Origin of the sequence: Chitinophaga sp. XS-30, assembly GCF_008086345.1 — a bacterium.
GTDB lineage: Bacteria > Bacteroidota > Bacteroidia > Chitinophagales > Chitinophagaceae > Chitinophaga.
Genome location: NZ_CP043006.1, coordinates 3,611,235 through 3,634,954, shown reverse-complemented (window position 1 = coordinate 3,634,954; position 23,720 = coordinate 3,611,235). Strand labels below are relative to the sequence as shown.

The following is a 23,720-nucleotide window of genomic DNA, read 5'->3' as shown; positions in this document are numbered from 1 at the left end:
ACCATCAACTACAAACAATCTGTACTCAATTGCTCATTGTAAATCCAAACCATCACAAATGTATGAAAGATAACATTCTTTTCAAGTGCATGCCGGAAAGGCCGGGGAATCGCCGCATGCCGCATAAAATAATGCTTGTTATGAAACTCACCGCTGTTCTATTATTTGTTGCCGCACTGCATGTCAGCGCCAAAAGCTTCAGCCAGCAGGTTACACTTTCCAGCAAAAATGCAGGATTAGCCAGCATCTTGCGGGAGATAGAACAACAGACCGGTTACCAGTTCTTCTACAAGGAATCCTTGCTGGAAAAAGCAAACAGGATCAGTATCCGTGTAAAGAATGCGCCGCTCGCGGAAGTGTTGGACCGCTGTTTTGCCGGACAGCCATTTACGTACACGATGATAGACAAGATCATTGTGGTAAAGGCGGCAGAGGCCGCCACGGTAAAGCCGCCGGGGGAGATAACCGGCAAGGTATTGAATGAAAGAGGCGAAGTGATGATCGGCGTATCCGTATTTATCGCCAATACCAACCAGGGTACCATTACGGATGAAAATGGACGGTTCCGGCTGACTGTAGACGATCCGGAGAACACGATACTGGAATTCAGGTTCATCGGTTACGAATCGCAAACCGTCAGCGCCGGGAAACAAACGAACATACAGGTCGTACTGAAGGAATCGGCCAGGAAACTGGATGAGCTGGCGGTAGTTGGTTTCGGTACCCAGCGAAAAGTAAACCTCACCGGTGCGGTAGCTACTGTGAACGGGGACGTATTTGAGGGGCGGCCCGTAACCTCCACTTCTGCGGGGCTGCAGGGAGCATTGCCCGGCGTTACGATCCAGTCCGCATCAGGGCAGCCCGGACAACCAGGGTTATCCATTGCTATCCGGGGAGTGAATACGCTGAACAGTTCCAACAGTCCGCTGATACTGATAGATGGTGTGATGGGCGGCAATCACGAGATGCTGAACCCGGATGATATTGAAAGCATTTCCGTGCTGAAGGATGCGGCCTCCGCCGCCATCTACGGCGCGCGCGCAGCGAATGGCGTGATACTGATCACGACCAAAAAAGGCAGGATCGGCGATCAGCTCTCCCTCAACTATGCCGGTTATGCAGGCTTCCAGCAACCGACCCGTTTACCGGAGCTGGTGAACGGACGCGAGTTTATGGAACTGCACAATGAAGCCAGGGAAAATGCAGGCCTCGCCGCAGTATATCTGAATGATGCCTTTGCTGCATACGATGCAGGCAATGATCCGAACAATTATTCCAATACGGACTGGATCAATGAAATCTACAAATCTTCCGCATTCCAGCACAGCCATACGCTCAATCTCAGCGGCAGCAGCGGGAAAACAGGATATTACCTGTCTTATGGCCGCCTCGATCAGGACGGGCTTATTGTTGGAGAAAGCTATAATGCAGCCCGGAACAACCTGCGGATACGGGTGAATACGGAAGTATTCGACAGGCTCAAGCTGGATGCCAATATCAGCTATATGGATTTTAAAAGGCTGGACAATGCGTCCTCCGGTACCGCCGGCGTCTTCCGGCTCGCGCAGCGCATCAGCCCCCTCGTTCCGGTGAAGTGGCTGACGCCGGCAAGTGGCGGCGGATGGGAAGAAACGCCGTATTATGCGTACGGATCTGTTACCAATCCGGTGAATGTTGGCTATAATTCCGGGTACAACCGGTTCCATTCCCGGAATCCCGCAGGTAACTTTTCCGCAACGCTGAAACTTGTTGAAGGGCTGAACATCTCCGGTCAATATGCTTTTACCAGCGTTATGGACCAAACGAAAGAGTTCAATAACGCCATGCTGCGTTACACGCCGGACGGCTCGGACGATCCAGTCAATGCTTCCTTGCGCAACAGTATCTCCCGTAATAACAGGGATGACCTGACTCAGACTTTCATCAGCCTGCTGACATATGAAAAGGACTTCGGAGGGCATCACCTCCGGGCACTCGCAGGTTACTCCCAGGAATGGGGATTTACCGCATGGCTTGGAGCGGCCCGCAGGAACATCCTGATGGATGGCGTGGAGCAGATAGACCTGGGAACGGAAGACATCTCCAACAGCGGCACAGAATCCCACTGGGCACTACGCTCCTACTTCGGGCGGCTCAACTATGATTACAAGGAAAGGTATCTTTTTGAAGCGAACCTTCGCCGTGACGGTACTTCCCGCTTTTCGCCCAGAAACCGCTGGGGCACTTTCCCTTCATTTTCCGCAGGCTGGAAACTCAGTGAAGAACCTTTCCTCCATTTCATAAAGCCTGTGGTAGACCTGGCAAAAATAAGGGTCTCTTATGGCGAGCTCGGCAACCAGAACGTGGGCGCCGGAGATCTGTACCCCTATCTTACCGGCATTACCCGAGTGCTGAACCCATATCCCATGGGCGGCCTGGAAACGGTAGGTTTTTCCCAGGGTTCATTAGGCAATGAGGAACTGGTATGGGAAAGCATAGAGATGACCAACATCGGGCTAGACCTGCAATTGCTGCGCAACCGGCTGTCGTTCACTGCCGACTGGTTTGTGAAGAACAATAAAAATGCGTTGCTGAAACCGGTCTATCCTTCGCTCATCGGCTTTACCAGCGCTGCAGCCCTGCCGCTGGTGAATATGGGCAAAGTGCAAAGCAAGGGATGGGAACTGAGCGCCGGCTGGAGAGATCAGGCAGGCGGCCTGCAATACGGTGTGAATTTCAACCTTTCAGATGTTACCAATAAAGTAGTCACCCTCGGAAAAAGCGCGGCTTCGCTCGGAGAAGAGCTGATCAGGGAAGGCGACCCGCTGAATGCCTTTTTTGGTTACCAGACGGACGGGCTGGCACAGATAAGCGATTTCGGCGGTTATGATCAGAATACCGGGAGATACACAGATCCCGGGTTCCCGACCATCAGCAGCTACACCGCCATTACACAACCGGGGGATCTGAAATACAGGGATATCAGTGGGCCTGATGGAAAGCCAGACGGCATCATCGACAGCCATGACAGAACGATAATAGGCAATCCATACCCCCGTTACACCTACGCCCTCAGGGGAGATCTGGCCTGGAAAGGGTTTGATTTCAGCTTCTTCCTGCAAGGTGTTGGCCAGGTAGACGGCTATCTGAAAGAGGAAGCGATCCATGCTTTCATCAACGATTATTCCGTTCCGCAAAAGATACACACCGACCGCTGGACTCCGGATAATACGAATGCTGCTTACCCCCGGCTTTTTTATGGACAGACGCACAACCGGGAATTTGCTGATTACTGGATACAGGATGCATCCTACCTGCGGGTAAAGAACATCCAGCTTGGCTATACGCTGCCGGTGCATCTTACGCGCAGGGCGAATATAGACAGGATGCGCGTATATGCTTCCGCAGACAACCTGTTCACCCGCTCCGATTACTTCTATGCCTATGACCCGGAAGTACGTTCCACTTCCGGAGATGCGTATCCGCAGGTTAAAACAATTATTCTGGGCATGACCATCACCTTTAAATAATCAAGCAATGAAACCAGCTATAAAATTATTCACCGGTATCCTGTTGCTTATTGCAGCAGGCTGTAAAAAAGATTTTCTCGACAAGTTCCCCCTGGATTCCGTTACCAATGAAACCTTCTGGCAAACAGAAGCGCAGTTGAGCGCTGCAACATTGGTATGTTATTCCTCTTTTTCCAAAGACCTGATCAACCTTGGAGAGGGTTGCGCCGAGTCAGCCTACTGGGGACAGATCACTGGCGGCCTCAACAAGGTTTCCGGCGGCCAGCATGGCAATGACGGCTTCCCGGTATCCAGTTGGTGGAATACCTCCTATGCAAACATATTCCGCTGCAATAACTTCCTGGAAAATTATAACCGTGCGGACATCCCGCAAGAGGTAAAGGACCGGTATGCAGCAGAAGTAAAGGTGATCCGTGCATTTAACTATTTTATCCTTACCGGCCTTTATGGTGATGTACCGCTGGTAGACAAGGTGCTCACCGCCGAAGATCCGGTAACATACGGGCCCCGCACTCCCAAAGCCCAGGTAGTGGACTGGATGTTGGAGGATATGGATTGGGCGGCAGAAAAACTAAGCGGAGAACGGCCTGTTGGCAAAGACATAGGCAGGATCAACAAATGGGGCGCCCTCGCTGTCAAAGCCCGCGTAGCGTTGCAGAACGAACGCTGGGAAGTAGCCGCTGACGCCGCATGGCAGGTAATGCAGTCCAACCAGTTCTCGTTATATGCAGATTATACGGCGTTATTCACGATCGCATCAAATATCACCACCAACCCCGCCAACAGGGAGTCCATTATCTGCGGCCTTTATGCGAAGGACCTGCGTATGCATAACCTGAGCGGCGAGGTCTGCAAGCCTATTGATTATGTGCGTTTCAATCCCGGTAAAACGCTGGTGGACGCTTATCTCTGTACTGATGGCAAACCTGCTGTCAAAGGATATGAATACCGGGACAACAACACCGTAGAGCTGTCACCCTTATATGACCGCACGGAGCCTACCTATGCCAATTACTGGGAGAACCGCGATCCCCGCATGGGCCTTACCATATTGAAGCCCGGCGCTGCCTGGACAGGTGGTAACGACGGCACCCCCGGCAGCAATACAACGCCTACTCCCATCTTTCACCTGCCCCGTTTCGCCGGTCTGAAAGCCAATAACAGGAATGGCGCCAATTCCATGACAGGCTTCTACTTCATCAAGTATTGCGATCCTTCCGTTGCCTTGCAAACCAATGGCGATTACAATGACATCCAGGTGCTCCGCTATGCGGAAATACTGCTTATCTACGCGGAAGCCAAATTCAAACAGGGTCAGCTGACGCAGGTGATCCTGGATCAAACCGTCAACCAGTTGCGTACACGCGTGGGCATGCACCATATGATATTGACGGAGCTGGCAGCCTGGGGAATGGACATTGAAACAGAGCTTCGCCGCGAACGCCGCATAGAGCTGGCTTTCGAAGGTATGCGCCTCTTTGATATCTATCGCTGGAAAGAAGGCGAGCGTATGGGCCTGCCGGTTACCGGCCCCAGGGCTTCCATTGTGATCCAGGAACTCGGTCAGAATCCTTATGCCGCCAACGGACTGGATGCCAATGGCGATATCATTTATGAAAAATCCGTGAATGAAGGGGGCGGCCGGAACTTTGACCCGGCCAAACACTACCTGTGGCCCGTTCCTAACGGCGAAAGAATAAAAAATCCAAACCTGGGCCAGAATCCCAATTGGGACCTGTAGTCAGATATACCGGAACGTGGATGTTGCTTCATCCACGTTCCTTCTTCAAATCCATAAAGACCGCCATGAAAAAATTGATGTTGCTGACCTTTTATGCTGGCCTCTCCCTATCCTGTTCCAAAAGCGATAAAGCCGTCTCTTCGGAATATGAACCTCCCGTTGCCGATACCTCCACTCAGAAGGTAATTACCGTCATGAGCTATAATGTCCGCTCCTGCATACCTTATGTTCCGGCGGGCAACACAACACCGGATGTCAGCGCAACGGCAGATGTGATCAGAAGCATAAGCCCCGATGTGGTGCTGATACAGGAACTGGACATCAAAACCACCCGTTCCTATAATACAGACCAGCTTGCCGCGCTGGCCGGATATACCGGCATGCAGTACACTTATTTCTCAAAGGCCAGCACCTATCAGGGCGGTGATTTTGGCATCGCTATATTGTCAAAACATAAAATTGAATTTTCTAAAACACATTTGCTGCCGAAACTGGAAGTACCGGGCCGGTACGTAGAGCAAAGAGCATTGTGCGAAACCCGGATCACCTTCCCGGGAGGGCATACCTACACCGTCGCGACTACCCACCTGGACCTCACTGTAGAAAACAGGCTGGCGCAGGTACCGGTCATTGACAGCATTCTTTCCCGGTCATCTTACCCCGTTATTTTCGGCGGGGATCTTAATGCCGTTCCCGGCTCCGAAACAATTGACCTGCTGGATGCCGCGGCTTTTGAAAATACCTGTAAAACGAACTGTTTTACGATCCCCTCAACCGGACCCGACAGGCAGCTGGATTACATCACTATCCGCCCGGCCGGCAAATTCAAGGTTGTCTCCCATCAGGTCATTGGTGGCGTAACCGCATCTGATCATTTACCGGTAGTAACCGTGCTGGAAATGAAATAATACCCGCTTCGCGTGCAGCCCCCCTGCTTTCCTGTGCCGTTACCCCCCGGCACAGATTTCCTCCCCTCCTCCCTTCCAGTCCCAATTTTTCATATCTTACTATAACTGTAACTGAAACTTTAACCAGCCTTTATTGAGGAGCACGTAACCATTAACAGGTATTCCTTCATCAAAAACAGTTTTATTATGACACGAGAATTCAATGCTGCGGGCTTGCAGTATCCGTTCGAGCCTGCCACCAATCGCCATGCGCTGTACATGGAAGAAAAGATATCCGGCTGGGTAAACCGTTACTATGCTTTCCTTCCTGAAAAAGTAAAGAAAAAATATACACAGACCGGGATGGGCCATGCCGGCGGATGTATGTTCCCCCGGGCCAACAAGGCCCAGCTTACCGCGATCTGCCGTTTCTATATCTGGGCCTTTACGATAGATGACACTTTTGAATTTGCTACGGTAGAAGAGATAGAAGTGATCCGGGGGAAAGCCATGGCCATTCTCAGGGGCAGCATGATGGTGCAGCGCGATGAACTGTATGAACAATTGCCGGTGCTGCGGCAGGAACTGGTGAGCATGGGTTCGGACCTATGGCTGGAGCGCTTCTGTCATAGCCTGAATGTGTATTTCGACGGGCTGAAAGCGGAGATACCTTACCGCAAATCGTTGCAGTTCCCTTCATTCGGTGAGTTTGTGAACATCCGCGAGAAAGCTGTGAACGTGTATCCGCTTGTTGACTTCGCCGAAGTGATCACCGGCTTTGTGCTGCCGGAAGAGATCCGGCAGCATCCTTCCATCCGGCGGCTCTCCCAGCTGACCTGCCATATTCTTTCCTGGGCCAACGACTATTTTTCCGCGCACCTGGAAAAAGGCAGCGATGTGCTGAACCTTGTGCTCATGCTGGAACATCATCGCCAATATTCCATGGGGGAAGCATATGCGGAAGCCATTCGTATCCACGACCGGGATGTGGCGGAGTTCGCCGCGCTGAGGGCTTCCCTTCCGGATTTCGGCGTATATGCGGAGGCGGTCATTGAATTTGTGGAGAACCTGGAGCTGATGATCAGTGGCTACATGCACTGGACGCTTCAGTTGACCGAACGGTACAAGAAAGGTGGTCATCCCTCACGGGAACTGAAACATGCACAGGCGGTAAGCGCATAGGTTTATCCCTTCCCCTTTGCCGGCATTTACCCGCTGAGCCGGGGTAAATGCCGGCAAATCACGTCGAACAGGTCCTTTGGCTCCACAGGTTTCAGGATGATGGAGGCTGCTCCCGCATCCATCAGTTCCTGTTCATGCTCCAGGCTGCCGGTACAGATGACTACGGGGATGTTGCGAACATAAGGCGCCTGCTTCAGGTGACGCAAAGTCTCTTCCCCGTTCATACCCGGCATATGATAGTCCAGGATAATGATCTCCGGCAGATTCTGCATGGTTTTCAGCTTGCTGATCAGCTGCATGCCGCTGGTGACGGAAGTTACCACACATCCGTAGAGGCTCAGGAACCGGGAGAGCAGCATATTGTTCATATCGCTGTCATCCGCTACCATCACATGAATATTGCTGAGGTCGATATCCGTTTCCATGATGTCTTCCGCAATATCTTCCTGCCTGCCTTCCAGGAGCGGCAGTTCCAGCGTAAAAGTAGTAAGGCCGTTACGGCTGGTCAGCTGCAGGGAACCTTGCAGGGAATCCGCTTTGCTTTTGGCGATATACAATCCCAGGCCGGTGCCTTCCGTATGTTTGTTGCGCCTGTCCCTCACGAACATATCGAACAGCACCGCCTGTTTGGCCGGCGGTATATCAGGGCATTCATTGGTCACCGCCACCCGGAACTTCCCTTCTCCGGACTTCTCCACACGCATGCGCACCTTGCTTTCCTTATTGGCATACTTGATGGCGTTGGCCAGCAGGTTGGTGACAATAAGGTTCAGCTTGAGCGTGTCGCTGAGGATGATCTCCGGCATCTCTTTCGAAATGGAAAGCTCCAGCCGGATACCCCGCGTTCCTGCCCTTACCTTATTGAGACTGATCAGCTTGTGAAAAAATGGGCCGATGGCAAAGGTTTCCATTTCCGGTGTATCCACTTTCCCCGCTTCAATCTCCGCCATATCCAGCACATTGTTGATGATGTTGCGCATGTTATGATTGGCGGCAAGCAGCAGGTCAACATACGGCGCTATCTTTTTCAGTCCGTCATCCAGCCTGATCTCCCGTTTGATCAGTTGCGCGGTAAGAAAAGTGGCGTTCAGCTGGTTGCGCAGCTCGTGCGTAACTTTATATACGAAGGTCTTGATACGGCTGTAAAGCGTTTTGTTCTCCCGCACATAATACAGCATCACCAGTACATCGAACAGCAGAAAGGATGGCAGGGCCACCCAGCGGAAGATGTACTGTTTATAAACCGGCATTTCCATCGGGGGAAACACCTGTACGTAATAGTTCCATTCGAGCAAACCCAGCGTCAGCAGCGTAGCGCCGATACCGATCAGCTGGTGTTTCGGTTTTGAATATACCAGGAAGCAGACGCCGAACAGGAATGCGACCATCAGGGAAATATTGATCAGCTGCCCCAGCATGGCGCCGAAATAGAAAGCCCCTGCGCAATGTACGATGAGCACACTTATGCTGGCCATGTTGTAACGCCGGAACGCGTTCATCACAATGATGAGCGAAAACAGGGCGCCTTCGATCATGGCGGGAATGTATATCTCCAGCAGACCGGTATAAAAATAAAAGAGATGCCCGACCACAAAAGCGAGGAATGCAGTGACCAGGCTAAGCCCGTTGATGATCCGGGCCTTCTTGGCAGCGCTTTCTTCCAGGCCTTCCGTGCCTGCGTGCACAATAGCACGGACCATGTTCAAAGGTAACAGTCGTTTGATGTAGGTGTTCAGCTTCATACGCGTTTGTCCGGCAGTACCAGCATTTTTGCCTTAACCGGGTCAACCATCGGTCTGTAATATACCGAATAAATCGTTGGGAAATATTTCGAAAAGATATATATGTATTACTGTTACAGCTCTTCCATCGTGAACGGTTTTTCGCGGCCTTTGTGCTGCTGCTTTACTTTCAGGATGTCCTGCTCAGTTACCCGTCCGGCCTTGTTGCCCCAGGCGTTGCGAATGAAGCTCATGAGCTGTGCCAGGTCAGCATCCGAAAATTCGTCGTTATTGATGATGCCGGGCATATCCCCGCTGATCTCGGGCGCTTTGTAGATCTTGCCGTTCACTTCAACGGGTCCGGTAAGGCCGTACAGTACAATGGAGATCAGCCTTTCTTTTTTGCCGGTGACCAGGTCTGAATGATTAAGCGGAGGCGCAAGCGACTGGATGCCGTCTCCGTCCGCGCCGTGGCAGGTCTGGCAGATGGTTTTGTAGATGAGGTTGCCGCGGGGAAATTCTTTCACCAGGGTTTCATCCAGCTTCGCTTTACGGCGATTGGCGATATCCGTAATGACCTTTTGCAGGTGACGGCGGATCACGAGGTTGGTATCCGCGCTCCATGCGGTGATCTCTTCGAACAATGCTTCTTCCCTGTCGCGCACATTGCTGATCACGGCATCCGCCACAAACCGGTTGTCCGGGAATCGCTGCCAGATGGATCTTAAGAGCCGCCCGGCAGCGGCGGCATTTGCTTTTTGCAGGGCCGGCAGCACGTAAGCCACCGCAGGGGCCTGACGGGGACTGGCGGCCAGTTGCTCCAGTAGCGGCACTGCAATGGCGCTGTTGGAGGTATTCAGCAAGGAAGGCAGGGCGGCCAGGGCCTGTGTCCGGATGTTTTCATCCGGCAGCTGCAGCAGTGCGATGATATCGTTGATCGTGAGTGCCTGCAGGCCTTCCAGCGTCCACATAGCATGGATCAGGCCCAACGGGCGATCTGTTTGTTGCAGGCGCGCGCGGAGTGCCGGAATGATTTGCCGGTACCGCCCGTCTACCAGCATTTGCTGGGCTTTGTCCCGCACCCAGCCGTTCCTGTCGTCCAGCTGCGCGAGCAGTTTTCCGGGATCAGCCGTCAGTTGCACCGGTTGCGGGCCTTTCACGCCTTCGGGCAGCACGCGGTAGATGCGGCCGCAGTTCAGCGGCTGTGAAAGGCTGCGCATACCGATCTCGTTCTTCAGGTAAGGCGTGAGATAGGTCTTATGCTGAATGATGCCACGGTACATATCCAGGATGTACATTGTGCCATCGGGACCGAGGTGCAGGTTAACGGGGCGAAAACGTTCGTCCGTGCTGGCGATGAATTCCTTCCCCTGGTAGGCCTGCCGGCCCAGCGCATGATAGCCGCTGTCCCGCAGGATGTTGCGTTTGATGAGGTTGGCGGAAGGCTCCGCAACGAAAATATTGCCTTCAAAATCGTTGCCATAGGCGCCGCCGCGGTACACGAGGGGGCCGCAGGCTGCGGTGAAGTTCACCAGGCGCAGGCTATCGTCCAGCACACCTTTCATATACCCTCTGTTCACACCCGGCGTAGCGCGGATGGGATATACCCGGTTATCCGGTACGATATTGCGGTTGAAACCGTCCACCGTCCGCTGGTTGGGATTGGTGGCGCCCAGGCCGGGGCTGAAATAATCGCCCAGTACATTTTCAGAGTTGTTATTATAAAAAAGCCTGCCGTAATTATCCTGCGAGATGCCCCACTGCCCCCGGAAATGTGTGGTTTCCTTCAGCCAGCGGTCACCAGCCTTGCGGTATCGTTTTGAGGATTTGGCATTATATATCCAGTTGTCCATAGCGCGGAGCAGGCCGTTCGGCTGGTGCTCCACATTACCGCCCTCCGCATATTTTTCGTCCACGAGGATCTTACTGCCCGGTTTGTCCCCTTTCACTTCAACATACCATAACCGGGGCGGCTCCGCCACCAGCAGACCGCCTTCCACGAAGCAAAGCGCGCGGGGAAGTACGAGGGAATCCAGGAAAACGGTACGTTTGTCCACCGCACCATCCCCGGTTGTATCTTCCAGTATAACGATCCTGCCATTGGGCGCTTCTTCCCCGGTGCCTGCGGTATCCGGCATGTAACCGGTCATTTCCGCCACCCACATCCGGCCTTTTTCGTCAAAGACCATCGCCACGGGTACGATCACCTGGGGTTCGGCCGCTACCAGCTGTACGGAAAAACCGTCTTCCGTTTCCAGCTGTTTCAACGATTGTTCTCCGGTGAGTACGGGTGATGCTGCAAAGCGCTGCCGCATGGCCAGGGAATCTGATTCGGCGCTCTTTTCCGTGTTGTTGCAGGAGGCCATTAAAAACCCGGCTATCAGGCCGGTGATCCAAATCCTACCCATCGTTTTAATACCAGGATGCATAAATTGAAACCGATTGAAATTCGACTTTAAAATACTTCAGCGGGGGCGGAATTTCAAATTTGATCGATGGGCAGGCTGGAATTATTTTATCAGCGGTTCAAAAGGGCGGTTTGCAGGCGGATGGGGAAATTTGCGGAGCATGGGCTTATGAGGCCGGCAGCATGTTTCATGGGATTGTCGGCGGATGAGATCGCAAGTGCCTGGCGGGGCAGTTGGCAGAGCCGTGTGGCAGATGGAATGTATTGCGGGCGGATGAGGCTGTTGGCTCATGTATCAAAAGAACCGCTTGCGGAACGCGCTCCGCAGATGGGAATACCCGTTCATCAGATTACCGACAATGAAATTCTCCTTCAGGTTGTTCCGCAGTGTACTGCGCATGATGCGCACAACCGTGTCTTTCTCCACCTCCCCTGTCTCCTTCACCCTCGCCAGGCGGTTCACGGCAACGAGGGCAATGATGGCCCCGAAGGCAAAGAGGAAGTTCCACTCATGCAGCTCCACAAGGTGAAAGGCTTTGGTCCAGTTAGGCCCACCCCACTCCGCATCGATCTTCAGGTGGCGGCCGGTGAAATAATCCGCCAGGGAGCCTCCCAGCAGCGGCGCTATAGCGGAGAACACCGCCGTGACCACGTTCCGGGTGGAGAGATAAACGATGGCATCAGCACTGGGCGCAAGCTTCAGGCCGATATTGGTCAGCGACAGGTTGATCCCCGCATTGGAAAATCCCATCAGGATGTGAATCAATGCCAGCAAGGTAAGGTTGGCCCACAGCTGCGAGTAAATGCCGACAAAACACCAGGCCACCAGGCACAGGATATAGATCGGTGCACCGATGGCGATGATCGTTTTATTACTGTAGCGGTCCGCGAAATGCCCCCATATCCGGATGGTGAGAATGCTGGATAACTGGCTGAGGATGGTGAGGCCGATAATATAGGAAAGATTGAGGCCCATGCTCTTCATCATGAATACCGTAAAAAAGGGCGAAGCGATGTTCACGGCAAAGACCCAGGCGGAATTGAAGATCAGCAGCCTTCTGAAATTGCTGTCTTTCAGCGGCCGGCGAAGCATCGAAAATATGTTCTCGCGCGTCAGGAAGGATTGCGGCTCGGGGGTTTTGGAAAGGTACAGCGTTCCGATGATGCCCACTATCCCGGCCACAATGAACATCCAGCCGTAAGCGTCCATCTCCAGGACGGGATAATTGTCCCGCAGATAGTCCAGCCCCAGCGCCAGTACCAGGCTCAACACCACGTTCATCGTCTGCATATAGCTGCTGCGTTTGGCAAAATAGCCGCCCAGCTTCCTTTCCGGCACCAGGTCCTTCATCCAGGAGTTCCAGGCCGCACCGGCGATAGCCCCGGAAAAATAGTAAAAGAAAAGGATGGGTATGATCAGCTCAATGGTCGCGTATTGCGGCAACAACAGGGGGAGCAGGCCAATGATCACTAACGGGAACCTGGCCAGCAGGGAGCCCACAACGGTCACCACGCGGCGGTTGTTGTACCGCCTGACCAGCCAGATGGAGATCAGCTGGAACAGGTTGACCAGCGTAGGCAATGCCGCGATCAAACCCAGCTGCAGGTTGCTGGCCCCCAGCAGGATAGCCATGGCTATGATGAACGCCCCGCCCGTCAGCGTGGTCATTGTCTCTGAAGCCAATCCATCCCAGATAACCATCTTTAATCCGTGCCTGACTTCCTGTTCCGTAAGTGTCTGCCGTGGCTTCAAATCCATTTATCGGAGTTTTGAAGAAGTGGACAATGATTGTACCAAACAAGGTACCTGAAAAAACGGGCCGGCCGTGTTTTAGCCGGCTGGCCCGCTATGCGTTACAAGATATTATTTTTTAATTAAGGCTCCTGAAATCTACCGGAACCAGTTTGCTCACCCCCGGCTCCTGCATGGTTACCCCGTAGATCACATCAACAGCTGCCATCGTTTGTTTGTTGTGCGTTACGATGATGAACTGGGAGTTGTCGGAGAACTTTCGGATCATATTGGTGAATTTCCCCACATTGGCATCATCCAGCGGAGCGTCCACCTCATCGAGGATACAGAAGGGGGCCGGTTTGATCAGGTAGATCGCGAACAGCAGCGCCGTGGCCGTGAGGGTCTTCTCCCCGCCGGACAGCTGTGTAATGGCTGCCGGGCGTTTACCTTTCGGTTTTGCAATGATCTCGATACCGGTATCCGCCAGGTTGGAAGGATCGTTGAGGATCATATCGCACTGGTCCTCTTCCGTGAACAGCGCCTTGAACACCCGGATGAAATTCTCCTTCACCTGGTTAAATGTATCGAGGAACTTCTGGTTAGCGGTAGATTCCACTTCCTGGATGGTAGCCAGCAGGGATTCCTTCGCATTCACGAGATCGTTCTTCTGTTCGAGGATGAACTCGTACCTTTTCTTCATTTCGGTATAAGCCTCAATGGCAGTGGGGTTGATCTCGCCCATGTTCTCCAGCCGTTTCTTGAGGCGTTCCGCATTGGCCTGCAGGTCTTCCACAGGCTGCGTACCGGTGCGGTCTTCATCCAGTATCTCGTCCAGGTTCACTTTGAACTCTACGCTCAGCCTTTCTTTCATGGAGGCCAGTTGCAGTTTCAGCTCATTCACTTTGTCCTTGATCTGGTTGAGATGCTGGTCCAGCATATCCCGCGTTTTCTGCTTGGAACGTAAAGCGCTTTCCAGCTCCTGCAGCTGATTGCGGAAGTTGTAGTATTCCTGGTCCTTTTCGTTGAGCGCTTTCTCTTCTTCCTCCCGTTTGCGGAACAGGTCTACCAGCCCGTCTTCCGACCGCAGCAGCCGGTCTTCCGCCGCCGCGATGTTGCCGGCGGTATCTTCCAGCTGTGCTTTATTGCTGGTGATCTGCTGATGGAGATCGCTCAGCTGCTTGCGCTTGAAATCCAGCTCCTGTTTCAGTCCCTGCACTTTACTGTGCTGGCGGGTGTGCTGAAGGTTCTGGTTATTGAATTGCGTGCTGGCCTGGTTGAACTGCTGCTCCGCTTCCTGGGAAGCGCGGTCCGCCGCCACGATGCTGTCGTGCAGCGTATGTACGCGGTCGTTCAATGTTTCCAGTTCATCACGCACGCTCGAAATGCTTTGTTCGTTGGCGGCGAGGGACTGCTCCATCTCCAGAAGCCGCTTGTTGCCGGTCTCAATAAGATGATGGAAGTTCTCTATCCTGTTCTGCAGGCCGAACAGCTGGTTATTCAGCTGGTTCACCTTTTCGCGGAGTGCGTTGATCTTGTTTTCATTGAGCTGGCTGTTATAGCCCAGCACTTCATCATGCTTGGCCTGCAGCTGTGCTTTGAGGGTGCCGCAAACACCTTCCAGATCGCGGATCTCTGCATCCAGTTTTTCAAGGTTCTTGGCGCGGCCGAGTTTCTTGCCTTCGAAGAGCCCTACGGAGCCGCCATTCATGCTGTATTTGCCCCGGTGTACCCGTCCGCCTTTCTCGGTGATCAGCACATCCTGGTCCGGCAGTTCAGCAAAACTGATCTGTGTAAGGTCACCTTCCGCGATGAATACTTTCCCGAGCAGGTAATTGCCCAGCCCTTTGTACTTCTCGTCGATCTCCACTACGTCCAGCGCCGCCGTGGTGCCGGGAGGCGCGAACAGGCTGCCGGCCTGGTGATTGAACTGGTCCAGAATGAAGAAATTGGCCTTGCCCTTTTTATGCAGGTCCAGCAGCTGAATGGCCTGGATGGCCTCTTCGGTGTTGTTGACTACATAATAGTTCAGGTAAGGCTCCAGCAGGTTCTCTATACAAGTACGGTAATCTTCCCTGCAGAAAAAGATATCACTGAGGATGGGGGCCTTGTTGTTCCAGTCGCTGTTCTTTTTCAGGAACTTGATACTTTCGGGATAGCCTTCGAGGCTGTCCACCAGGGATTTGAGCAGGTCGTATTCATTCTTTTTGGAATCAAGTGTCCTGTTCTCGTCCACCAGCCGGTCCCGCAGCCCTTCTATTTCGCTTTGTGTGGTGAGTATTTTGCTTTTGGTCTCTTCCTGGAAGCGGATCATCTCTTCCAGTTCATCCTTGCTGCCGGCCAGCACTTCCTGGAGGCCGGCCTTTTCGTCTTCCAGTGTTTTTATCTGCGTTTCGCGGCCGACCTTCTCTTCCTGCAACTGCTGGATACCCCGTTGCAGGTTCTGCACGGAAGTATCGGCTACGGCTACTTTCTTTTCCGCTTCGAACTGCTGGCGCTGCCACTGCTGCTGATCCTGCCGGAGTTTTTCCAGTTGCTGCTTCTTTTCGGCGAAATGCTGTTTCTTTTCATCCACCATATCCTGCAACCCTTCCAGTTCATCCTGCATGGACTCGAAGACTTCCTGCTCTTCCGTTACCTGTGTTTCGGTAAAGGCAATGGATTCCGTCAGCCCGTTCAGCTGGCCTTCCGCATTGCCGAGAAAGTCGGTCAGGTTCTTTTCCCGTTCTTTCAGGTAGGTAAGCTGCTGGGTGGCCAGGTTCTTGTCGTTTTCCTTGGTGCGGATGCTGGATACCAGTTCATTGAAGGAGCGTTGGAGCACCTGCAACTCTCTTTCCTTGGCCACAAAATGGAGCTTATCCTGTTCAACCGCAGCCTCATCGGTGGATATTTCCGCTTCCAGGGCCAATTTGCGGTCGGTTTCCTGTTGCTGCTGCTCCGTCAGGTCTTTGAACGTGATATTGAACCCTTCCAGCGCAGCTTTGGCCAGTTCGATGCTGGCTTCTTTATATTCCTTTTTGATCTCGTAGTAGCGTTCGGCCTTCTTTGCCTGGCTTTCGAGCGTCTTGAGGTTGTTGTTGATCTCGAAAAGCAGGTCCTCTATCCTGTTCAGATCACCTTCTGTGGCGTCCAGCTTGGATTTGGCTTCCTTTTTCCGTGTTTTATAGATGGAAATGCCGGCCGCCTGTTCCAGCATGCGGCGGCGGCTGTTCTCCTTGTCCTTGATGATATCGTCTACCATGCCCAGCTCGATGATGGCGTAGGAATCGGTGCTGACACCGGTATCCATGAATAGATTATGGATATCCTTCAGGCGGCAGGCCACATCATTCAGCCGGTATTCACTGTCCCCGTTCTTGTAGAACTTGCGGGTGATGGTCACCGTGGTAAATTCCGTTGGCAGTACATTCTTGGTATTCTCGAACGTCAGGCTTACTTCCGCCATACCACTGGCGGAGCGGGTACGGGAGCCGTTGAATACAAGCCCCGCCTGGTTCTCCGAACGCAGGTTGCTGATCTTGTGTTCCCCGATCACCCAGCGGATAGAGTCGATAATATTACTCTTTCCGCAGCCATTGGGACCAATTACCCCGGTTACCCCTTCATCGAAGTGCAACACGGTCTTGTCCGCAAAACTTTTAAACCCTTTGATCTCTAGTGTTTTTAAACGCACAACACCTCCTTTTTATGAGCCGCCAAAGATAATCGAATAAAGTTGATTTCAGTATCATGGGGTTGCTGCTCCGGTCGGGCGGTCAGACAGATATGGCAACACAATGTTCTCTTTAGAGGTGATCCTGAAACAATTGGTAAATTAAAAGAGAACACATAATATTTACTATTTATTTATACACACATGGGGATAATTTTTGTCAGGATGGGTCGATTTTGATGATTTAAATAATTGATAATGAAATATATGTTATATTCATTTCAATAATTGATTGATTATTAATATCGATCGAAAAGATGATGCTTATATTGTAATTTTGCGGCTAATGCAAGATCGTTGGTTCAAAGAAGCGAAAGCCTTTATATTCAGTTATCATTTCAGCACCGGACTCCGCACGACCCTGAGCGTTGTGGTCCCCTCCGTGATCTTTGCCCAGATCGGGCGGCTGGACATGGGCATCTCCATTTCGATGGGCGCCCTGTGTACGGCGCTGGCTGACGTTCCCGGCACGATCCTTCACAAGCGGAACGGCCTGCTGATCAGCACCGTCCTGATCTTCCTGACGGCGCTTGGCACCGGGCTGCTGCAACCTTACATTCCCCTGCTCACCATCTGGATAGGCCTCTGCAGCGTATTTTACAGCATGTTGCTGATCTACGGCAACCGGGGCGGCAACATCGGCATCGGCGGGCTGCTGGTGATGGTGAGTGTGCTGGCGGAAAACTACACGGCCCGGGGAGCCGTACAGATGGCTGTGCTTACCCTCAGCGGAAGCATCTGGTACTCCCTCCTGGCCCTCCTGCTATGGCAGATCCGCCCCTACCTTACCGTTCAGCAGACACTTGGGGACTGCATCCAGTCCACCGCCCGGTACCTCCGCATGCGGGCCGACTTTTACCTGCCGGACAAAGACCTTACCGCCACTTACCGGGAAGTATTCGCCCAGCAGGTGGTCGTGAATGAAAAACAGGAAGCCGTGCGGGAACTCTTGCTGAAGATGCGCTCTGCCCAACAAGGCACAACCAGCATCAGCAAAAGCATGGTACTCATTTTCCTGGACCTGGTGGATATGCATGAACAGATCATGGCCTCCCAGATGGACTATACCTCCCTGCAAAAGCAGTTCGGTAAAACACAGATGGTAGCCCAGCTGCATCATGCCATCCTGCAGTTTGCCGAGGAACTGGATAATATAGGCGTGGCCGTTACTGCCAGCCAGCGCTCCCTGCCGAAGGTCAATCTGAAATTCGAGCTGGAAAAGGCGCGCCGGGAATTCAAAGCCTACCAGGCCGGGCTGCCCACCCTGAAGGAAAGGGCCGCCCTCCTTCCCTTTGAGACCGTGATCGATAACATGCAGCACATCGCGCAGCGCATCTATAACCTCCACCGCCTCACCCGCCTGGAGCGGGTAAAGGAAACAACTTTCGATCATCAGCTGGAACTGTCCAGGTTCACTACCCGCCATCAGTACGATCTGGCTACCTTCCGCAATAACCTCACCTTCAATTCGCATATCTTCCGCCATGCGATCCGCACCGGGCTGGCGATGGTATGCGGCCTGCTGCTGGGGCTGGCGCTCGATCTCAGCAAGACCTACTGGATACTGCTCACCATTATGGTGATCATGAAACCCGGCTTCAGCCTTACGAAAACCCGCAGTTTCCAGCGCGTGATCGGTACGCTGATCGGAGCGTTCTTCGCCGCAGGCATCCTGTGGCTGACCAAAGACGATACGATCATCTTTTCCGTGATGCTCATATGCATTCTCGGCGCGTACAGCTTCAATACCTATAACTATGTGGTGAGCGTGGTATTCATGACCCCGTTCATCGTGTTCCTGCTGCATTTCCTGCAGCCGGCGGACTTCCAGAACCTTACCCATCGGGTGATAGATACCCTTATCGGCTGCGGCATCGCGTTTTCCTTCAACTATTTTTTCTGGCCAAGCTGGGAATACCGCTTCCTGCCGGATTATATGGTCAAGACCATCGCGTCCAACAAACAGTACCTGACGCAGGTGATCAACCTGTACACGAACAAGCCATTCAGCCTGATCGCCTACAAGCTGGCGCGCAAAGATGTGCATGTGAACACCGCCAATCTTACCGCAGCTTTCCAGCGGATGCTGTCCGAACCAAAGAGCAAACAGAAGCATGCATCAGAGCTGTATCATTTCGTGGTACTGAGCCATACCCTGTCCTCACACATCGCGCAGCTCTCCGCATTTGCGCTGCAACATGGCATGCGGCACAAACGCCAGGAGTATAAGGACATCCTCCTGTTCCTGCTCACCGTCATGGACCAGATCGAACAATATGTACGGGAAGGCGTGATCTTTCCGGAGCTGCAGCCCACACCGGCCTTTCAGCAACTGGAAGACCACCTGGAGCAGCTGTTGCAGGTACGGCAGCAACAGATCAACGAAGGGCAGGGCAATACCCCCGAGCGAGAGGAAATGCTGGAGATCAAGCATGTACGGGACCAGTTCAACGCCCTGTATTCCGTGTTGAAAGATATGAAGAAAGCCGCCGTGCACGGGGCAGTGATCGCAGAGGGGTAGGTTATGGCAAGGTTACTATGCTGGAAGCACTGATCTCACTCAGCACTCCCGTATCACACAGAACTGATCCGTCACCGGCTTCAGCCCTTTGAGGATATATTCGAAGAACAGCGGCCCGTATTGCGCATAATAAGGCATGAAGTTCTCCTTTCTTTCCTGCAGCGAACCGGCCGGGAACAGTTGTTCCTTTAAAACCCGTATCTGGTCCGTCTGCCAGGCAAACTTTTTCTTCTCCGCACGCAGGAATTTGTGCTCCAGTTTGCCTACGGATTTTACCGCCCGGCTGCGCTCCGCATTCACCGAAGCCACCAGGGTGATATCGATAGACCGGGCCTTGGCCTCCATCTCATTGTACAGCTTTTCCACAGCGGCATATTCGTCGCGCAGCACGAGCGCCGCATTGGTGCGCTCAAATACAAAACGGTTGACCAGCAGCTCTGTATCCCCGAACAGCGCCTCTATTGAGATGTTCAGCTTTTTGAGCCGTTCATCCTGTTCCCGCTTTACCCAGAGAAAGGAATTGCGCAGCAATACAACGGGATAAGGCACATTATGGCGAAGGAAAAGCTCCTTCAGTTCCAGCCAGTAAGCCACCTCCCCGCCACCGCCGATGAAGGCCACATTCGGCAGGATGGTTTCCTGAAGAAGCCCGCGCAGGATCACATTAGGACTGAAACGCTCCGGATGTTCATATAATTCTTTCTTCAATTCGTCCCCGGTGAATGACAACGAAGTGTGAAGGATTTTCCACAGTTCCCCATCCCTGACGATCCGCTCCCGCTTGTCATCCTTCAGATAGAAAAGATTTATCTCCCGGGGATTTGCCTGAACTTTATAATTTTCCGCAAGTTTCTCTATCGTTTTCCCCACGATCCCCGCGGAGCTTTGCTGCCACAACTCCTCTTCCATCACGGGGATCAGTTGCTGCTTGAAGAGCGGATTATCGGGGATCAGCACCACCAGCCCATATTGCCCGAACAGGTCATTTACCAGGCTCAGCGTGGCTTCCTGTATGGTGGAATGTTCCAGGTAAGCTTTACGCAGCATACCCAGCAGCTCAACCGCGAACGGGCCGTAGCCGATACTGTCTTCCACCTGCTGAATGAGGGCTTCCAGCCCCGTCGTTTCCATCCTCCCCACTGCGCCGGTCTGCTTTGTATTCCAGGTCAGCTTCTTCCCTTCCAGGTTAATGGAGCCCAGCTCCTCCAGGTCCGCATCTTCACTGCCCATGTAATACACCGGCACAAAGTGGTGTTGCGGATATTTCAGCTGTAGTTCCCGGGAAAGTCCGATAGTTTGTAGTATCTTGTACACGAAATAGAGATATCCCGTAAAAATGTTCGGCTGATGTGCCGTACACACGGTAAAAGTATTCGTGGCCTGCAACAGGCCGATATTCGCCCTTACTTCCTCTTTTAACGTTATTCCACCGTATTGCTGATACAAAGCTTCCGCCAGGAGGTCTCTGCGCATGGGCTGCATCGCCTTCACCGCAATGGCCTTTCCGAAATCGGGGTCTACGGCCGTGTGTTCATAGAAGGGACGCAGCGGCGGCCTGGCCGTCAGAAAATCCGCAATGATCGGACTACAATAACCTGTATCAATAAATGGTAAATAATGATGACTAACGACTGGCTGTATATGATTGATCACTTCCTCGAAATTTGAATGCACGAAGATAAGGCAATTGCGTATTACCAAATTTGAAGTTTGAAATTACATATTTCATTTTTCACAATGTTGCCACTTATCATATTTCCGGCGTCAAAACCGGACCGTGCCAAAATGATAGCTGATTTTTCTGGCAGCCAATTTGTAAATATTAAACATTCCGTGAATGATTTTCACACCCTGTAACCCTTGATTGATTGTTGAATGCTAAAAAACTGTTTCAGTATGAAGATTGCGTATATAGCCTCGTATTTTCCCCGGGAATGTGGAATTGCAACATTTACCGAAAACCTTATCCGTGCCGTATCTCAGGATAAAGAAGCCCCGGAGGTATCCGTGATCGCGATGAACGATGACGGGCAAACGTATGAGTACCCTCCGGAAGTGACCTTCACCGTCCGTCAGCATCATATGCAGGATTACCTGGCTGCGGCGGATCATGTGAATAACAGCGGCGTGGACGTAGTGGTGCTGCAGCATGAATTTGGCATTTTCGGAGGAGAAAGCGGCATTTATATCCTGCCCTTCCTGAACCGGCTTAAAGTACCTTATATCGTCACTTTCCATACCATATTGCGTGAACCTTCGTTCACACAACAGCTCATCGTGCGCGAGATCGCCAGGCATGCGCAGAAAGTGATCGTTATGAGCAAACTCGCTATCAGCTTCCTGACCAATCTGTATGAGGTGAATGAGGACAAGATGATGCTCATCCCGCATGGCGTACCGGATTTCGGCAATCTTCGCATCGATGAAAAAAAGCTCCCCGAAATCATGCGTTACCGCAAGGTGCTCTTCACTTTCGGGTTACTAAGCCGCAACAAGGGCATAGAGACCGTGATCAAGGCATTGCCCGCTGTGATCTCCAAGCATCCTGATACCCTTTACATCGTGGCAGGAAAAACCCATCCTGCGGTGCTGCGCCATGCCGGCGAAGAATACCGGAACAGCCTGAGCTCACTCATTTCGGAACTGAAGCTGGAGGACCATATCCTGTTCGTGGATAAATTCCTTTCTGAAGATGATCTTTTTGCTTACCTCCGTCACAGCGACATCTATATCACTCCTTATCTGAGCGAGACACAGATCACCAGCGGCACGCTCACTTATGCGCTCGGCGCCGGTGCAGCCGTACTTTCCACTCCTTACTGGTATGCGCAGGAATTGCTGGATGAAGGCCGGGGCAAACTGTTCGGCTTCTCTCAGCACAATGAGCTGGGGCAAATTATCAATAACCTGCTGGACGATGAACTGGCGCTGGAAGGATTGCGCAGCAAAGCGGCGGATTACGGCGCCGAATTGCAGTGGAGCCGGGTTGGCGCCCGATACCGTAACCTGATGCGCAGGATACACAGCACGCCACGTTCCGCGGTAAACAATACCCGCCTCATGCCGGATGCTTCGCAGATGCCGCCGCTCAACCTTTCACATATCAAAAGGCTGACAGACGACACCGGTATTGTGCAACACGCCAAATACGGCATTCCCAACCTGAAGGAGGGGTATTGCCTTGATGATAACGCCCGCGCGCTGATGCTGATGATCATGGCCCACCAGATGCGCAAGACCAAGGAAGCACAGGACCTGCTGCCTATCTACCTGAGTTATATCCATTACATGCAAACACCGGACGGCAATTTCCGGAATTTCCTCAGCTTCAGCCGCCAGTACCTGGATGAAGTCGGGTCCGAAGATTCCTTCGGCCGAACCATATGGGCATTAGGCTACCTCATCCGGTATGCCCCCAACAATTCTTACCGCGAGTTTGCTTCGGAGCTGTTCCATCGCTCTTTCCAGCATTTTGCTGCGCTGGAACACCTCCGGGGCCGAGCCAATGCCATCATCGGCGTTTGCCACTACCTGAACTATCACCCCTCTGATGAAGGGAAATTCGCCGCGCTGAACACGCTGATCAAACCAATCGTCAACGCCTGGGAGCAAAATAGTCATGCAGACTGGAAGTGGTTCGAGAAAACCATGACCTACGATAACGGCATCCTGCCGCTCGCGTTGCTGCATGCAGCGGAAGTGACCGGTAACGAGACCTGGAAAACGATCGGATTGGAGAGCCTGGCCTTCCTCGAAAAGGTCACCATGAGCCAGGGCTATTTCAGTCCCGTTGGCAATGACGGCTGGCACACCGAAGGCGGCGAATGCCCGGTATTTGACCAACAGGCCATTGAGACCATGGCTATGGTGCTGCTCTATCAGCAGGCGCATGCCCTCACCGGCAACCGCGGCTATCTCCAGAGAATGTTCACTTGCTATAAATGGTTCCTCGGCGAGAATACGCTCCGTATCTCCCTGTATGATGCAGAGACACACGGGTGCTGCGACGGGCTGGAAAAAGACGGACTGAACCGTAACCAGGGCGCCGAAAGCACTCTGGCGTATTTCATTTCCCATCTTGCCGTGCTGAAAAGCAGTGAAATGGCCGTGCCCCGCCAGGAAAAAGCAGCCCAGACCACAACCCTCATCACCGCCAATATGGTAAGCAAGATCATTTGATCCGGGATTGAAACGAAGTTCCATCCGACCACTGAAAGACAAATATTACCCGGATGAAACGAAGTTCCATCCAACCATTGAAAAGACAAATATTACCCGGATGAAACGAAGTTCCATCCGACCACTGAA

Annotated in this window: 11 protein-coding genes; 6 read left to right on the top strand and 5 right to left on the bottom strand. The window is 52.7% G+C overall.

What is annotated here, in order from left to right; all coding sequences use genetic code 11:
* Positions 1 to 140: 140 nt before the first annotated feature.
* The 4 genes from FW415_RS14870 (at position 141) to FW415_RS14855 (ending at position 7,319) form a co-directional block, all read left to right on the top strand.
* Positions 141 to 3,509 carry a TonB-dependent receptor gene (locus FW415_RS14870; RefSeq protein ID WP_210420697.1) on the top strand — a complete coding sequence of 1,123 codons (3,369 nt, stop codon included), beginning with the start codon at positions 141 to 143 and terminating at the stop codon, positions 3,507 to 3,509.
* Between the two features lie 7 nt (positions 3,510 to 3,516).
* Positions 3,517 to 5,250 (top strand): RagB/SusD family nutrient uptake outer membrane protein, encoded by a 1,734-nt coding sequence (locus tag FW415_RS14865; RefSeq protein ID WP_148386425.1) that lies wholly within the window; start codon positions 3,517 to 3,519, stop codon positions 5,248 to 5,250.
* A 65-nt stretch (positions 5,251 to 5,315) separates the two neighbouring features.
* Positions 5,316 to 6,158, top strand: coding sequence for an endonuclease/exonuclease/phosphatase family protein (locus FW415_RS14860; protein WP_168208832.1), 843 nt, complete (start codon positions 5,316 to 5,318; stop codon positions 6,156 to 6,158).
* A gap of 186 nt (positions 6,159 to 6,344) precedes the next feature.
* Positions 6,345 to 7,319, top strand: a complete 975-nt coding sequence (locus tag FW415_RS14855) for a hypothetical protein (protein ID WP_148386420.1) — start codon at positions 6,345 to 6,347, stop codon at positions 7,317 to 7,319.
* A 26-nt stretch (positions 7,320 to 7,345) separates the two neighbouring features.
* On the opposite strand, the gene FW415_RS14850 is transcribed toward FW415_RS14855, so the two are convergent.
* The 4 genes from FW415_RS14850 to smc all read right to left on the bottom strand — a co-directional run bounded on the left by FW415_RS14850 (position 7,346) and on the right by smc (position 16,852).
* Positions 7,346 to 9,061, bottom strand: coding sequence for a hybrid sensor histidine kinase/response regulator (locus tag FW415_RS14850; RefSeq protein ID WP_148386417.1), 1,716 nt, complete (start codon positions 9,059 to 9,061; stop codon positions 7,346 to 7,348).
* Between the two features lie 113 nt (positions 9,062 to 9,174).
* Entirely contained in the window at positions 9,175 to 11,448 is a 2,274-nt protein-coding gene (locus tag FW415_RS14845; protein WP_246858749.1) for a c-type cytochrome, read from the bottom strand.
* A 294-nt stretch (positions 11,449 to 11,742) separates the two neighbouring features.
* Positions 11,743 to 13,206, bottom strand: a complete 1,464-nt coding sequence (locus FW415_RS14840; RefSeq protein ID WP_148386413.1) for an MFS transporter — start codon at positions 13,204 to 13,206, stop codon at positions 11,743 to 11,745.
* Positions 13,207 to 13,318: 112 nt separating this feature from the next.
* Positions 13,319 to 16,852, bottom strand: coding sequence for a chromosome segregation protein SMC (gene smc, locus FW415_RS14835; RefSeq protein WP_148386411.1), 3,534 nt, complete (start codon positions 16,850 to 16,852; stop codon positions 13,319 to 13,321).
* Between the two features lie 325 nt (positions 16,853 to 17,177).
* On the opposite strand from smc, the gene FW415_RS14830 reads away from it, so the two are divergent.
* Entirely contained in the window at positions 17,178 to 19,412 is a 2,235-nt protein-coding gene (locus FW415_RS14830) for an FUSC family membrane protein (protein ID WP_148386409.1), read from the top strand.
* 39 nt (positions 19,413 to 19,451) lie between these two features.
* On the opposite strand, the gene bshC is transcribed toward FW415_RS14830, so the two are convergent.
* On the bottom strand, positions 19,452 to 21,065 hold the full coding sequence (bshC, locus tag FW415_RS14825) for a bacillithiol biosynthesis cysteine-adding enzyme BshC (protein WP_168208831.1): 1,614 nt from the start codon (positions 21,063 to 21,065) through the stop codon (positions 19,452 to 19,454).
* Between the two features lie 243 nt (positions 21,066 to 21,308).
* Here bshC and FW415_RS14820 point away from each other — a divergent pair, with 243 nt between their 5' ends.
* The gene (locus FW415_RS14820) at positions 21,309 to 23,591 is read left to right on the top strand and encodes a glycosyltransferase family 4 protein (RefSeq protein WP_148386404.1); all 2,283 of its coding nucleotides are present in this window, start codon (positions 21,309 to 21,311) and stop codon (positions 23,589 to 23,591) included.
* Positions 23,592 to 23,720 lie beyond the last annotated feature (129 nt).